The 14,480-nt window shown below is 69.0% G+C and carries 8 protein-coding genes; 2 read left to right on the plus strand and 6 right to left on the minus strand.

What is annotated here, in order from left to right:
• Window positions 1-8: 8 nt before the first annotated feature.
• Complete coding sequence (locus tag IF20_RS30825; protein WP_199896813.1) at window positions 9-4,304, plus strand: hypothetical protein; 4,296 nt, start codon at window positions 9-11, stop codon at window positions 4,302-4,304.
• A 513-nt stretch (window positions 4,305-4,817) separates the two neighbouring features.
• On the opposite strand, the gene IF20_RS30830 is transcribed toward IF20_RS30825, so the two are convergent.
• The gene (locus IF20_RS30830; RefSeq protein ID WP_052868682.1) at window positions 4,818-5,648 is read right to left on the minus strand and encodes an alpha/beta fold hydrolase; all 831 of its coding nucleotides are present in this window, start codon (window positions 5,646-5,648) and stop codon (window positions 4,818-4,820) included.
• Window positions 5,649-5,844: 196 nt separating this feature from the next.
• On the minus strand, window positions 5,845-7,458 hold the full coding sequence (locus IF20_RS30835) for a carboxylesterase/lipase family protein (protein ID WP_324605601.1): 1,614 nt from the start codon (window positions 7,456-7,458) through the stop codon (window positions 5,845-5,847).
• A gap of 496 nt (window positions 7,459-7,954) precedes the next feature.
• Here IF20_RS30835 and IF20_RS30840 point away from each other — a divergent pair, with 496 nt between their 5' ends.
• The gene (locus tag IF20_RS30840) at window positions 7,955-8,722 is read left to right on the plus strand and encodes an IS5/IS1182 family transposase (protein ID WP_052868683.1); all 768 of its coding nucleotides are present in this window, start codon (window positions 7,955-7,957) and stop codon (window positions 8,720-8,722) included.
• A 645-nt stretch (window positions 8,723-9,367) separates the two neighbouring features.
• Here IF20_RS30840 and IF20_RS30850 read toward each other — a convergent pair.
• The 4 genes from IF20_RS30850 to IF20_RS30865 are packed head-to-tail and all read right to left on the minus strand — an operon-like array spanning window position 9,368 to window position 13,905.
• Window positions 9,368-10,711: a protoporphyrinogen/coproporphyrinogen oxidase gene (locus IF20_RS30850; protein WP_199896815.1), complete on the minus strand. Its 1,344-nt coding sequence runs from the start codon at window positions 10,709-10,711 to the stop codon at window positions 9,368-9,370.
• A complete protein-coding gene (locus IF20_RS39415) occupies window positions 10,708-11,835 on the minus strand; it encodes a terpene synthase family protein (RefSeq protein WP_052868686.1) in 1,128 nt (375 codons plus the stop codon). Before IF20_RS39415 ends, IF20_RS30850 begins: the two co-directional genes overlap by 4 nt.
• A complete protein-coding gene (gene uppS / locus IF20_RS30860; RefSeq protein WP_052868687.1) occupies window positions 11,832-12,524 on the minus strand; it encodes a polyprenyl diphosphate synthase in 693 nt (230 codons plus the stop codon). The genes IF20_RS39415 and uppS overlap by 4 nt, the downstream gene beginning before the upstream one ends.
• The gene (locus IF20_RS30865; protein WP_199896816.1) at window positions 12,517-13,905 is read right to left on the minus strand and encodes a prenyltransferase/squalene oxidase repeat-containing protein; all 1,389 of its coding nucleotides are present in this window, start codon (window positions 13,903-13,905) and stop codon (window positions 12,517-12,519) included. Before IF20_RS30865 ends, uppS begins: the two co-directional genes overlap by 8 nt.
• Between the last annotated feature and the right edge of the window lie 575 nt (window positions 13,906-14,480).

A 14,480-nucleotide genomic window follows, 5' to 3' on the forward strand; every position in this document is an offset into this window, starting at 1 on the left:
GAACCGTGGTGAGGGATTCCCTTACCGGGCGGTGTGTCGAGGTCCTGGTTGAGCAGGACGGCGGCACCGGGTACGGCTCGGGACTGCGGCTCGCGACGTCCTTGGTGGTGACGGCGGGGCATGTGGTCGGGCACGGTGGGTCGGTCAGGGTGCGTCTGTTCGGCGGCGCTGCCGATGAGATCGTCGTCACCGGCCGGGCAGTGTGGCGAGGTGCCCGGCTGGACGTCGCGTTCATCGAACTCGCTCCGGACGTCCCCCTCGACCCCGCTCCGGACGTCCCCCTCAGCCTCGCTTCGGACGTCCCCCTCAGCCTCACTTCGGACGTCCCCCTCAGCCTCGTCCCGGACGTCCCCCTCGACGAGATCGCTCCGATGACTGTTGGAGTGGTATCAGGGGAGGCCGACGGCCAGCTTCCGTTCACCGCCATCGGCTTTCCGCGCCATCAGAGCTGGACCGGCACGGACACCGCGACGTGGCGCGACAGCGACCAGATCACCGGGATGATCCCGCTCGGGTCGAGTGTGAAGCGGGGCCGTCTGCTGCTGCATCGGGCGGATGGCCGCCGTCTGGAAGCACGCGACTGGAGCGGTTTCTCCGGCGCGGGCGTCGTCTGTGAGGGGACGGCTGTCGGCGTCGTCGTGGAGTCGACCCACTCGGGCGGGCTGGAGGCCGTGCGGCTGGCGGCTGTGATCGGCGCGTACGAGCCGCGTGCGGAAGGTGAACGCGAGCCCGAGTCGAGCGCCACCGCCGCACGTGAGCTGCTGGCCTCGCACGGTGTCGTACCGAAACCCCTGCGGGGGCAGGAGCGGCGTCGCCCGGCCTATGAGGCGATGTTGCGGCAGTACGCGGCCCGATGCGCCGAACTGACCGACCGCGAACGGGAGATCGCCGACCTCCTGGCGTTCGCGACCGGGCCGGACCCCTACCTGATGCTCGTCGCCGGCCCTTGGGCAGGGAAGACCTCTCTCGTCACCCACTTCGCCACGAGGGCTCACCCCGGGCTGGACGTGGTGTCGTTCGTCATTTCCCGGCGTGATGGGCAAATGCGCGTCCAGCAGTTCCACCGGGCCATGTGTGACCAGCTCGCGGCTCTGCTGGGCGAGTTTCCGCCCGCCGAACCGGACGCTGCCGCCTTCCTCAGCCTTTGGGGGCGCGCGATGCGGATCCCCGGACGTTCTCTGCTGCTGCTCGTCGACGGCCTGGACGAGAACGACTATCGCGAGCTGGCTGAGCCGAGCATCGCCGCGCAGCTGCCGACCGCTCTCGGTCCGGCGGCCCACGTACTGGTGACGAGCCGCCACTCCGACGTGCCGCTCGATGTGGACGGCAGCCATCCGCTGCGCACCTGCCGCCGCCAGGTGCTGTCACCGTCCTCGGCGGCGACGAGCCTGCTCCTGCGCGCCCGCCAAGAACTGGATAACGTACTCGCCGAGCCTGTCCCGCGCACCGTCCTGACCACGATGGCGGTCGCCGGCGGCGCACTGAGCAGCAGGGACATCGCCTCGATCGGCAACGACTCCGCGCTGGCGATCCGCCGGACCCTGGAACGGGGGCTCTCCCGTGTCGTGGAGCCGCGTCCCGGTACGCCGACCCGGTACACCCTCGCCCATGACACGCTGGCCGTCGCCATCCGGGAGGACCTGGAACCCGAGGAGTTCACCCGTACCCGCACCGCGATCGACGACTGGGCCCGCGGCTTCGCCGCGGCCGACTGGCCCGACAACACTCCGGACTACCTGACCGAGGCCTACCCGACCCTCCTGCTCACCGAAGGTGCCGGCCGGACGCTGGCGGCCCTGGCCTCCCCCGCTCGCCGCGCCCTGCTCCGCCGCCGGACCGACGGCGAGCTGAGCGCGCTGTCGGAACTGTCCAACGCTGCACGGCTCCTCGCGGCAACTCCCGACTGCGACCTCACCCTGTTGACGCGAGTGTCACTGCTCCACAAGCGCATCGAGGACGATCACTTCACCGTGCCCGCCACGTATCCGCTGTTGCTGGTACGCCTCGGCCGAGCCGAGGAGGGCATCCAGCTCGCCCGCACTCCACAGAACGTCTACGTACAGGCCGACGCGCTGCTGGCGATCGGCGAGCATCTGCTGGAAACCCAGCCGATCGAGGCGCGGAACCTCATCCACGAAGCCATGGCCATCTCAGGAAGGCTGCCGCTGGAGCAGGTGGAACACACGGTGCGCGCAGCCCTCGTACTTGCACGGTACGGCGAACCCGGCGCAGCCGACATCGCTCGCCGAGCCGTCATCGAGAGCGGCGATGAGCGGGGCTGGTCCCTCACCACCACCGCCGACGCTCTGGCCGAGATCGATCCAGCGCTGACGCGGACTCTCATCGAGGAGGCCATCGAACGCGTCGATGCCGAGGACCGCGCCGACTTCTGCGGCCTCCTCGCGCCGGCGTTCGCCGCTCTCGGCGACCTCGACCGCCTCCTCCAGCACGTCGCCCACCTGGACCGGGACGGCAGGAAACGAGCTCTCCTCACCGCCTGCGGCGAGTATGCCGCCAAGGGCGGCCGTCGCCACGTACCCGACGCACTCCTCACGGCCCTGAACGATGAGTTCCCCGCCTCCGAACTCGTGGAATCGGCCGCTTACCAGAACGAGGACCGGGCCCGCCACCTGCTCGCCTCAAGCTCTCCCGATGCCGACCTTGTCGAGCTCACCTACACCGCCCTTGCCGCCCATGGCCTCGATCCCCGACAGCCCGGGGCCTCCGACGAACTGCTCGCCGGCGCCGCGACGTCCGCCCGGGTCAACGGCCACCTTTCACTGGCGGTCTCCCTGGCCCAGGACGTCGTCAACCCCGAGGTCCGTGCGGACTGCCTCGCGGAGATCGCCCTGGCCCTGCTCGACTCCGACACGCCCCAGGACGCCGCTCCGGTGGTGCGCGAGGTGGAAGCGGCCCTCGACAACGCCAGGGACACCCCGCCGCCCACCGTCTTGGCGGCCTTCGCCCAGGCGGCCGCCGGCACCGTAGGGCGAACGGAGCTGGCAGCGCCCGCCCTGGAACTGGCCCTTCACACGGTGCTGCAGGCCAACGACGCCGCAGGTGCCAAGTGGGCCACAGGTGCCAAGTGGGACGCGCAGGCTGTGGCAAGCACAGCCGCCCGGCTCGGCCGTCTCGACCACGTCTTGAGGATCGCAGCGTGCTTCGAGGCGGACCGGATCGACCGCATCGACATCCTCTTGAACGCCGCGAGGGCCATCGAAGCGGACGCCGCTCACCGCTCAGCCGACCTCGACCTGCTCATCGCCCGGGTGACAGAAGGCATCGAGGAATCCACGGACCCGAGCGTCGCCGGCTGGCGTACCCGCGTCACCCGCGAGCTCATCTCCCTCCATCTCCGCGCTGGGCACTCCGATGCGGCTCATGAACTGGTCCGCCGGCTCCCCCGGACCGACCTCCCCGGCCTCACCCTCGAACTGCGCGCGCACCTGCTGGCGGACGACATCCCCGCGGCGATCTCCTTGATCCGTGAAGCGGCACTGACCACGCCCGCGAGTTCCCCGCAGGACGGTGCCAGCAGGCGGGAGCAGGTAGCTGCGATGGCCCACAGGCAGGAACAGGTGGCTGCGATGGCCCACAGGCAGGAACAGGTGGCTGCGATGATCGTCGAGATGTGCGACGCCGGTCACCAGGCCCTGTGCCGCGACGTCACGGCTCAACTCGCCGGAACCGCAGACCCAGGCATGACGCTGGACGGTGGCCTCTGGGCCTACCCGTGGCTCACCGCGGCCTGCCAAGCCACCGGCCTCACCGAGGAATCCACCAGACTTTTGGACACACTGCAGCACGCCGCCCTGGTCACGGGCGCCCACTACGCAACGAACACCGTGCCGCTGGAAGCAGTCGTCCGCCTGCGCCTCTGGGACCGTTACCACGCCGAAGCCCGCCGACTGAGCGACGTGCTGGCCGAGGACGTCCTCACCAGCCTGGTCGAAGCGATGCTCGACGCAGACCTTCGATCCGAGGCCCTCCCCCTCATCGACGACCTCGAAGAGGACGACGCCCGCTGCTTGGCCCTCGCCGCGGCCGTCACCTCCCCACCGTCCGCCGACCTGGTCAAGCGGTCCCTCGCCCGCGGCTTCACCGACGCCGTCATCGCCCCACTGGCCGCCCTGGAACCGGCCTGCCTGGAGGAGATCGCAGCCCAGCTGAGAGTTGTCCAGCCAACCGCGGATCTGTCGAACGAGTCGAACGAAGCATGCAGCCCGAGCGTTCGGGCCCCCTCGCCCCGGCCGGCCCCGCGCTCGCAATCCGGCTGCCCCGGCCGCGCCGCCCACCACAGCTGAGGAGGGCGTACACCAGGAAGGCTGTGAGGTGAGCGGGGTGACATCACGGTGCACGCTCGCCCCCCTCGGGCCCCTCAACTCCCTCGTTCCCCTAGGTTGGTTGCGACATGGGGCGGCGCCGCTCCGGTGGCCCCCCGTCATCCATCGGAACAGCGCCTGCCGTACCCCTCCCGACCGGCCGCGAGCGCTTGCGCGGTCACCTTCGGTGTGAGGCACCGCTTCCACCATGCAGGACGGCGTTGCACGACTGCTTGCAGTGAGCGCTGCACCGGACGCAAGCCGATCCGATGGGTGTCGGCCAAGCCCCGCACCACTCGCCTGGTTCGATCCTGGTGGCCGGCGCTCATCGCGCACACGCCAAGTTCCGGCGCGGCCCGCAGGTTCATGCAGCCCCATGCAGTCCCATGTGGCCCTATGCAGCCTGTGTGACAGGTCGTCGTGCAAAACCACTACCACTACGCGGCATCCGCACCCGAGCGGTGAGCTGCCGTACTCGGTCGGAAAAGGGGGCGATCAGGCCGCGGCGGTGCTGTCCCACAGTTTCCGGAGCGCGGCGTTGACGCGTTCCGGCTGCTGGGTGTGCGGGTAGTAGCCGGGAACGATGAGGTGCCCGGCCCCGATGGCTTCCGCGATATGTGCCGCACCGGCGATCAGCGGCTCCCCTGCGTACTTCCGATACTGCTCGGGCGCGCCTTCCCAGTCACCGGAGATCATCAATTTCGGGAAGGGTGCATCGGCCAGCGAGGTGAGCGGGATGTCCGCGTCCCAACAGGGAAGTTCGGTCATCGTGGCGGCCGCGGCACGCAGCCGCGCCGGCGTCGCTTCGGGCGTGGCCATGCCGACCGACTCGGTGGCCCCTCGCAGGAACTCCTCCGGCGTGAGGTCGCCGGGCAGCGCCGCGGTGGCCGCGCGGGCCCTCGCCAGTGCCTCGGCGACGACGGGGTGGCGTTCGGCCGGCCGCAGCGCGCCGGGCTGGATGAGGGTGAGCGAGCGGATAAGGTCGGGGCGGCGTACGGCGGCGGCCAACGCGCCGACGCCACCGTAGGCATGCCCGACCAGATGCGCGCCGTTCCCGAGAAGCCCGATGATGTCCTCGGCGTCCACCGCCCAGTCGCTGCGTTCGACAGCGGGACTGCGCCCGTATCCTCGGCGGTCCATCAGCAGCAGCCGGTACCGGTCCGCCAGCGGGCGCTGTGCCGTGAATCCGTAGCGGTCGTCGTCACCCCAGGTGAGGATCCCGTGGACGAACACGGCGGGCGGGCGGTCGGTGTTTCCGTCACCCCACACGGTGACGTGCACGGAACCGGACCCCGCCGGGCGCCGGCCGGTGGATGAGTCAGTCATTCCTTGCCCCCTCGCTCTCGCCCTGTCCCCTTCCTCTCCCTTCCCTCTCCCTTCCCTCTCCCTTCCCTCTCTCCCGGGCTCGTCGGACTGAAGGGACTGCATCGGACTGAATCGGGTTGCATCGAACTGAATCGAACTGCGTCGGACTGCATCCGACCGAGCTTCGGGATGCAGCGCAGACGTCCTGTCAGCGCGACTACGGGCGACTGTTGGGCCGGCAGTCCCAGATCGCGCCGGAGGTCGCCGTCGGGTCAGCACGCACCGCAGGAGGCAGCTCCCAGACCCGGGCGAGCCAGTCGTCAGGTTCGTAGCGGGGCCAGCCGGGGTCACCGGTGGTGGCGAACGAAACCCAGGCGTCGCGCATGGCGGCAGACAGCGTCTCGAACTCGTCGGGCACCGCCACGCCGAGAAGATCCGCACCCAGCGGGCCGGTCGGGACTCCGAAAGTGAACGGTACGTCGAGGCCATGGCAGGCGCCCAGCGCAGGGTTCCCCACCCAGGCGAACTCGTACAGGTAAGTGCGTCCGCCGCTACCGGCGTGGGCTTGCGCGCACCAGCGTGCGGGCATCCGGAACATCGCGTCGGAGGCGATCAGAGTGGTCAGGTCGGCATCGGTGATGCCCGGAAAGGCTCGACGGTAGTCCCGTACCTCGGCAGTGTCCAAGCCCATGCTTCGGGCGGCCCGGACGGGGTCTGCCTCGGCCGGGTCCTGGCCCGCGGTGAAGATACGGGCTTCCTCGGCCGTGGCGCCGCACAACAGGTCGATCGATCGCCCGGCCCCGGTCCGGCGCATCGCCGCCCACGGCCGCTCATCGAGCAGTTCGCCGTCGAGAACGCATGCGTACGGGCTGTGCGGATGACTCCAGGCACTCGGCTCTGCGGACATGACCAGCACCGGGTTCCACTGCACGGCGTGGATAGCCTCCGGCGATAGTGCCGCCAGCGCCTCGGCCGTCGGTTGGACACCAAGCTCTTCGGTGATCATCTTCGAGACGGCGCGTGCCTCGTCGAAAGGGACGAACACATTGCCAGGGCTCTGGGCGATCGTCCTCTGGAACAACCCGTGCGAGTCGCCACCGCACATCAGCGCGGCGATCGACGACGCGCCTGCAGATTGACCGAACACCGTCACCCTGCCCGGGTCTCCGCCGAAGGCGGCGATGTTCTCCTGCACCCAGCCCAACGCGGCGATCTGGTCCAGCACGCCGCGGTTGCACGGGGCGTCGGCGACCCACCCGAAACCTTCGTACCCGACCCGGTAGTTCACCGTCACCAGCACCACACCCTGGCGGGCGAGCGCTGTTCCCTCGAAGTCGGGGCTGTTGGCGGAGCCGCCGATGAATCCCCCACCGTGCAACCACACCATGACCGGCAGATCGCCGCGTTCCGACCGGGGCGTCCACACGTTCACGGTGAGGCACTCCGGACTCGCACCGGCCCGAGGTGCCTGAGGATGCGCGGGCTGGGGAACCGACGCCGCGAACGATCGCGCATCACGCACGCCGTCCCACCCCGGCGCAGGCAGCGGCGCCTGAAACCGCAGCGGCCCGCGCAGCGGCGCCGCGTAGGGAATCCCGCGAAACACCGACACCCCGTTCTCCGACAAGCCCCTGACCGCACCGGACCTTGTCCTTACCACTTCGCCCATACCCACCCAGCCCTGCGTCCGCGCGCCTGACCCGCGCGACCCGATGCCGCCCGGGAGGACCTTCACCACGGTCTCCGATAACACCAGGGAATCCGTACAAGTAACACCAGGGAATCCGTATAAATACCAGCAGTCATGGACGGACGAACGTGGCACGGACATGGTGCCGGTACCGGTGCCTGCCCACGCAAGGACGCGGACGAGGACGAGGACGAGGACTCACGCATCTCGGAATGGACGAGCCGCAACACCCCCCTCGGCTTCGTTCGCCGGGTCGATGCGAACCCGCCCCGGGCCAGGCTCTATGGCTCATGCCCGGATGCTCGGGACGGGCCCCGTTGATCGGATCGGGACCAGGGAACATCGTCGTTCCAGTGTTTACGTTCGAACGCTGCTGGTCCGGTCACCAGGGTGGAGACACGTCCACCCCCCCATATGCCGCCGGCTTGGTCAATTTTCGGGTCTCCGACATCGTGGTCCCCGTCCCATCCCCGTTCCCGTTCCCGAGGACCTCGCAGTGCACTGCGAAGTGTGCGTAGAAACCCAGGTCGGACACCCACTGATCTCCCTGGTCTCGGGCGTCTTGCACTCAATCGCAGTGAGTCGCCCCCCAAAGGTTGTCCCGTAACCAGTGGTGCGGTTGGTGCGTTGGTTGGGCATGGGTGGGGTGATCTCGGCAGATGATCCGAAGTGGATCGAGCCGTTTGCTGGTCTGACCGAGGTGCAGTTCGCCAGGCTGGTGGCACTGGTGCGGCGCCGCGGTGGCGACGTTCGGCGTGGCCGGCCGTGGCGGCTGCCGCTCGAGGACCGGGTGCTGCTGGTGGCGACGTACTGGCGCACGAACCTCACGTTGCGGCAGGTGGCGCCGTTGTTCGGGGTCTCGAAGTCCGCGGCCGACAGGATCCTTGACCACCTCGCCCCGCTGTTGGCCATCTCCCCGGCCCGCCGGCCACGCAAGGACACCGTCTACATCGTCGACGGAACCCTGGTGCCCACCCGCGACCGCACCATCGCGTCCTCGAACAAGAACTACCGGTACTCGACCAACCTGCAGGTCGTCATCGACGCCAACAGTCGCCTGGTGGTGGCGATCGGCCTGCCGCTGCCCGGCAGCCGCAACGACTGCCGGGCCTTCACCGAGTCCGGCGTCGACCGGGCCTGCCGCGGAGCCCCGACCATCGCCGACGGCGGCTACCAAGGCACCGGCCTCCTCATCCCGCACCGCAAACGACGAGACCAAAGCCACCTCAGCCCGCAACAGGAAGCAGAGAACGCCGTCCATCGCCGGGCCCGAGCACGGGTCGAACACGCCCTGTCGCGGCTGAAGAACTGGAAGATCCTTCGGGACTGCCGACTCAAGGGCGACGGAGTTCACCAGGCCATGCTCGGCATCGCCCGGTTGCACAACCTGGCCCTCACTGGATAACTCACACCCCATACGGGACAACCTCTAGTCATCGAATCGAAAGCTGCTATCGAATCGAATACTGCTTCGGAAGAGCTGCAGAACCTCGTCCGCCCAACCGAGGACGTGGAGATCCGGTGCCAGGTTCCCGGGTGGTCGATTGATGAGTGTGTCCCGGCGGACGAGACGGCGGAAGTCCACTCGTACCGGGTCCGGTCGCACGGTGATCCCATCGGGTTTCCGGAACTCGACCCCCGCCAGCCGCATGACGTTGATCAGCTCCTGGGCGAGGATGCCGTAGGCGACAGTGGTGGGGTGGACGCCGTCCAACGAGAACAGTCCGCCGTCGGTTCGGCGCTTCCCGTCGCTGGCCGGGAAGTGACCTGCCTTCCTCGTTCGCGCCGGCAGGAATCTCCGCATGAGGCAACGCCATCGACCGCCTCCTTCACGCGGCCGCCCGCCGCCCGGGAGAACCAATTCGTGAACGATCACATCTCGCACACTGCGCGGTAGTGAGACACGACCGGCATACCGCCGAACCTCCCATGCCGGCAACGGGCGAGCCACTTGGGGTCCGACGGAGTCCGGCGTATCCCACGGTGGCTCTCCGCGATTGTCCTCGCGCCCGGTCCGCGATCGCCGGCCACCTGAGGTGTCACTGCTCGATCACGTGTCGGTGGTGAAGTGGTCGAGGAGACGGGTGGCGGCGTGTTCGCCGGAGCGAAGGGCGCCGTAGGTGCTGGAGGGGCCGAAGTAGTCGCCGGCGAGTTGGATGCGGGGGTCGGCGGTGCGGCGTCGGGTGTTGAAGGCACGGAGCTGGGCGTATCCGCCCGGGGGTCGGACGACGAGGGCGGGGTCACGGCGGCTGACGTGGTGGGTGAGCACCGCGTCTCGCACGCCGGGGAGGATCGTGGAGGCGGCTTGGAGGAGCCGTTCGGCGATGGCGGTGTCCTCCTTGTCCCACCATCCCTCGGTGAAGTCCTTGCGGGGGTGGACGGTGATCAGTCCGCGGTCGCCGTCCACGCGGCCGGGGAGCTTGTTGTGATGCAGTTCGATGCCGGCGATCTCGGGGTGTGCGTCGCGGGTGGTGAAGATGGTGGGTGAGGTCTCCTTCGGTGGGTGGGAGAGTCCGAAGGTGGTGATCAAGCCGCGCGAGTAAGGGACCGAGCGCAGGTATGCGGCGTCTTCGGAAGGCAGCTCGGCCAGCAGGTCCGGTACGTGGGGAGCGGGGAGCGCGAGGATTGCGGCGTCTGCGTGTGCGTCGGGCTGGGGGCGGCCGTGGTGGGTCCAGGAAAGGGTGATGCCGCGGTCTGTGGTGTGTACGTCGGTGACGGTGGCGTCCAATGTCACGGGGAGCCGGTCGGCCAGGGTCTGGGGTAGCAGTCCGACGCCGTGCGGGGAGTTGAAGTGCGGGACGAGGAGCTTCGCTGCGTAGAAGAACATGTCGGCGGCGGCCAGCTGGGCGGGGTCGCCGAGCACGACGCTGCCGCCGAAGAGCGGCTCGCACAGCCGATCGTGGATCTCGCGGGTGAGGTGGCGCCGGGAGTATTCGGTGACGCTGAGCCGGTCCAGGTCGGCGTTGTGCTCCATGGTGTCCCAGTCCAGGCACCTGCGGTGCCGGATCAGGTCGGGCAGGACACGGGCGAGGGCGAGTTTGGAGCGGACTCCGATGATGGGAGTGCGCAGGAAATCGGCCTTGGAGGCCGCGCGTACCCGGTGGAGGCGGCCGTTGTGCAGGAAACCGCAGACGGCCGTGGCGGGGCCCCACTGCTCACTGATGCCGAGTTCCTTGATGAGGTCGAGCATGCCGGTGTAGTTCGTGCCCAGGATGCTGGCGCCGGTTTCGATGCGAAAGCCGTCCTGAGTGATCGTGCACATCCGCCCGCCCACTTGGGGTTCGCGTTCGAAGACGCGCACGATGACGCCTCGCTGCTGCAGCCGCCAGGCTGCGGTGAGCCCGGCAATGCCGCCGCCGATCACGTAGACGGTTCGGGGGGCTGATCCGGTCACGGGGGCCTCCGGTGCGCTCTGGGCTGCTGGGTTTGCAGATGGTGCCAGTACGGGGTGGTGGCCGCCGCGCTGCCGGCGACCCAGCCGCCGATGGCGACGACGAACCTGCGCTGGGGTTCGCTGAGGCCGGGGTCGGTGAGCAGCCGGGCGTGGTCGGTCGTGAAGCGGTGGGTGAGCGTGGCGTGGAGGATGACGGTGGCCCGGTAGGCATCGGGCGTTGGCAGACGGTATTCGTGTGCAAGGACGGTGACGGCGTTGACGGGGTCGTCGTGTTGCTGTTCCGCGGCGAAGCCGAGGAGGTCGTTGGCCAGCCCCCCGATGAGGAAGGCGAGTTCGGCCAGACCGATCACGGCGGGTGGCAGTGCCTCGGTGAGCGGGGGCATGCCGGGCGCGAGGCGGTGCAGGTACAGGGGGTGTCCCCCGCTGGTGTGGGTACGGTCGCACAGGTAGTCGCCCAGGGCCGGCGGCATGCGTGTGGCGCGCCAGGGCGTTTCCCGTGTGCAGCTGTCCAAGTACTGCCGCAACCCCGCGGCGAGCTGCGTCAGCAGCGGCTCGCCTCCGGCTGTCACGATGTCCTGGCGGATGTCGGCCAGTGCTGCGATGAGATCGCTTTCCTGCGCGTTGGGTTCGTTGGGTACGTTCGGTTCGCTGGTCGCGTTGGATTCGTTGGACGCGTTGGGTTCGTTGAACGCGTTCGCTTCGTTGGCTTCGTTGGGCGCGTTCGGTCCGCTGGTCGCCTTCCGTTCGTTGGGCGCGTTGGATGTCGGCGTGCCGTGTTCCAGCAGGTGAGGCAGGTCCCGGGCGAGAGTGTCGCTCCACCGGTGGGCGTCTTCGGCGACGGTGTCATCGAAGGCGAAGACCCAGGCCAGGTAGTGGGCGGTGAGACGGACCACCGGAGTGGGAGCGTCGGGCATGCACGAGCCGACCAGGTGACCGATCTTCCGCCGTGCCAGGCATGACTCCTGGCCGGGGCCGTAGAGCCCGGTGCGCATCGCCCAGCGGCGCACCTCCTCCTCCACCTTTTCGGCAGCGGGGTGAGGGGTACTGCTCGGTGGGAGGAGGCGGGTGAGGTGATGGTAGGCGTACGCCGTCAGTTCGTGTGGTGAGTCGGTTTCAGGGTTCATGCGCCGAACCGCCGCTCACGTCGGGCGTAGGAGTTGAGTGCCCGGTGGAGGGACTGTTCGGTGAAGTCGGGCCACAGCTCGGGGGCGAAGTAGAGCTCGGCCAAGGCGCTTTGCCACAGCAGGAAGCCGGAGAGGCGGTACTCCCCCGACGTGCGGATGATCAAGTCGCAATCGGGCTGGTGGCGACGCTCCATTTCCCGCGACAGCGCCCCAGTGTCCAACGGGACTTGCGGGTACCGGGCCAGCAGCGACCGAGTGGCGTTCATGATCTCTTCTCGTCCGTCGTAACCCACGGCGAGGTTGACCGCTCGCGGCCCGTGGGGCGCAGAGGCGCGTTCGGCCTGGCGCAGGGCAGCGACGCTGTCGGAGTTCGGTGCTTGTTCGGGGTTGCCGATGATGTGCAGGCGCCAGCCGTCCATGCTCGCCAGCTCCTGGGCGAGTTCGGTGATAGCGGTGAACATGCTGCCGACCTCCGGACGCCCGACAAGGTTGTCCATCGACAGGGCCCACACGGTGACTCGCTCGACTCCTGCCGCCGCGCACCACCGCAGCGTCTCCACCGTCACCTGCCCCCCGCGGCGGTGCCCTGTCATGACCGACAGGCCGTGCTGCCGTGCCCAGCGGCGGTTGCCGTCGGGGATGAAGCCCACATGGCGTGGGGTCGCCCCGCCCCGCTCGCGCTCACTCACCGTCCACCGCCGGCGAAGACCGCCGTGCGGGCGGAACTGCGGACACGGGGGCGAGACGGTGGCGCAGGTGGCCGAGTGCCAGGAGCGTGAAAATTTCTGCCAGGGCGGGCACCGTGAAGATGAACGGGCGTGGTCCGATGGAGTCCGGTCGCGGAGGGGCGCCGCCGTGCGCGCGCTGGGCTGTGGTGAGGAAGTCCGCTGCGGCGAGGGCCGGCTCGGGGTTGGCGCCGGGCTGCGTACACAGGGCGATCAGGCCGTAGGCGGTGCTGATGGCGTCGCTGCTGTCACCCGCCTGCTGCCCCCATCCGCCGTCGCTGTTCTGCTGTGAGCGCACCAGCTCGGCGCTGCGCTCCACCATGCGCCGCACCGCAGGCGCCGGGCGTGCAGTGCGCCGAGCCGCGAGGAGCACTCGGAAGACGGTGTGCAGCCGACTGTTGCTCCAGTCCGGGGGAAAGGAGCCGTCCTCGTGCTGCTGACCGGCGAGGAAGGCCAGGCCCTGCCGGACCGCCGGGGCGTGCTGCTGCCCGCACAAGGTGAGCGCACCCAACGCCGCAGCGGTCATCGACGCCTCCGAGGGCGCCCCCGCTACATAGGTGGGGAACCCGCCGTCGTCACCGCGTACTGCGTACAACGACCTCATCCCCCGCTGGACGGAGCCGGCGTATCGTTCGGCGTCCAGGACGTGGAGGAACTGCACCGCCACCGAGGTGTCATCGACATCGCTCTGACAGGCCAGGTCGGTGTAGGACCAGCCACCGGCCGGGAGCTGTCGCCGTGTCAGGTGGGCGGCGAGCCGGTGTTGCACCCGGGGGTCGGCGCCGGCGGAGGCCAGGGCCGCCCCGCAGGTGGCGGTGCACCAGGTGTCGGTATCCGATACGAACGGCAACCCCCCGTCCGGGCGCTGGTGCGCCCGAAGTTTGTGCAGTCCCTCGGCGACCAGGGCCTCCGTGCCGGGCAACCGCGCCAGGGCGTGCAGGACCGAGAGATGGATGAACACGTTGCCTTCCCACACGTGCGGCGCACGCTGGGTGTCCATCAGCCGTCGCACGTCCTCATCGGTCACCCTCTGCGGGCTGCCGGCAGCCGTAGCCAGGACCGCTTTGACCGCGCTCATCTGCACCAACGCCCAGCTGTGCAGTCCGGCTCCGTCAAAGGCCCGCTCATCCCACACCGGCACGTGATGGTCATCGAGGACCACCGCCAGCATCTCCACCAGCGCCCGCTTTCGAGCCGCAGTGAACGCCGGTGCCAGGCTCACCCACTCCTGCGCCGCCCCTGGGCCGAAGCCGGTGTCGCCCAACGCTGCCTCGGCAAGCACGTGCTCCAAGCCGTCCAACCGTGGCTGCTGCTGTTCCAGGTAGGACCGGAGACGTACACCCAAGGCAGCCTCCCGGCCGACCCTCTCCACCAACCGCAACGCCAGCGCCGACTCAAGAACCCGGCTGCGACATGCCACGCGCACGGCCCCGCCCGCGTCCATGCGCGAGATCAGCCGACGCTTCAACGAATCCACCAGCTGGGCAGCGTCGTCAGGGAAAGGAGCCGGCGTCCACGGTTCGGCTACAGACGTCACCAACACAGCGCCACCGCCTCCCACGAGCGCACAATCGACTCCAACGAGTCAGCCGCACGACCGGCGAAGCACGCCAGAGGCGCTTCGCTAAACTCACCGAAGAGGTGAAAAGAAATTACTCTCGGCGAATTTCCACCAAGAGGTAATTCCCGGAATATTGCAAATGAATATGCTGTTGGGTATTTCCATGTCGAGGTACGCCCGGGTGCACCAGCTTTCGCCTTCGGCCTGCGAGCCAAGATCGCCAAGATGACTCAACGGCCATCGGTGGGTCCATCACGTGGTGCCCTTGACGGTGGGCTGATGCCGCGAGCACCGCGGTCAGGCCCGGTGGCAGCCGGTGCGTACTCTCGTGGCGCGGCCAGCACACGCAGCCAGCACAC

The organism is Streptomyces niger, assembly GCF_000718305.1.
GTDB lineage: Bacteria > Actinomycetota > Actinomycetes > Streptomycetales > Streptomycetaceae > Streptomyces > Streptomyces niger.

Coding starts and splice junctions, on each gene's coding strand:
- IF20_RS30830 (WP_052868682.1), bottom strand. CDS start 5,648: ATGACTGACTCATCCACCGGCCGGCGCCCGGCGGGGTCCGGTTCCGTG.
- IF20_RS30835 (WP_324605601.1), bottom strand. CDS start 7,458: ATGTCCGTGCCACGTTCGTCCGTCCATGACTGCTGGTATTTATACGGA.
- IF20_RS30840 (WP_052868683.1), top strand. CDS start 7,955: ATGGGTGGGGTGATCTCGGCAGATGATCCGAAGTGGATCGAGCCGTTT.
- IF20_RS39415 (WP_052868686.1), bottom strand. CDS start 11,835: ATGAACCCTGAAACCGACTCACCACACGAACTGACGGCGTACGCCTAC.